Here is an 878-nt window from a genome sequence, read left to right as displayed (position 1 = left end):
GCAGAAGCAGAAGCAGAAGCAGAAGCAGAAGCAGAAGCAGAAGCAGAAGCAGAAGCAGAAGCAGAAGCAGAAGCAGAGACGGATGAAGATGATTGGCTTACTTCAGCGATTGAAGAAGTTGAGTCATTGCATACGGATAATAACGACGATGTATCTCTCGAGCAAAGCGAAGCGCTTGTTCCTACAGAAAATGAGGTTGCTGAAGCGCCTTCTGCTCAAGACGATGAAAATGAAGACGATTGGCTGAGTGACGCGATCGCGGCAGTGGAAGCTCCGGATGCAGAACAGCAGCCAGAACCTCAAGACGTTGCAACTGACAACTCACCGCTCGCCGATAGTGAAATAACGCCGACTCCACCTCAAGTTGATAAACCTGATACCAACTCATTGGCGGATGACTCTGAACCAAGTCCAAAAGTGGACGATGAGCAAAAATCAACACATAAAGATATTGAAGCAAAGCCTGAAATCGCGGAAGAACATGAGATCGTTGAAGAGGATACATTAGCAACACAGGCGCAAAATGAAGCGCCAACAAGTGTTGAAGATGTAGCTAAGCCAGAAGCGATAGCAAATGAGTTTGGCGTTCCACAAGATGACGATTGGCTGGTGGATGAAGAATCAGGTGCTTCAGAAACGACAGGTGAACGTGAACTTTCAGAAACAGTCGCTGAACAACCAGACGTTGCGGCTGAAGATCCAGTTGAATTCGACGATCAAGAACTGCCGGAATACAGCGAAGAAGACGTGCTGGCCGATATGGTATCTGAGCCTGGCGAGCCGACTCAGCCTCAAGTTGAAGAAGTACAGCCAGAGCAAGCCGCAGAAGAGTCAGTAGAGTTAGACGATCTAGAACTGCCGGAATACAGCGAAGAAGA

1 pseudogene is annotated in these 878 nt (G+C 48.2%); it reads left to right on the top strand.

Features of this window, described 5'->3' with window-relative positions:
- Window positions 1–878: pseudogene (locus HCZ42_RS21670) on the top strand (hypothetical protein); the annotation flags it as partial.

Origin of the sequence: Vibrio hepatarius (genome assembly GCF_011806575.1) — a bacterium.
GTDB lineage: Bacteria > Pseudomonadota > Gammaproteobacteria > Enterobacterales > Vibrionaceae > Vibrio > Vibrio hepatarius_A.
This window is presented reverse-complemented; position numbering and strand designations above follow the sequence as displayed.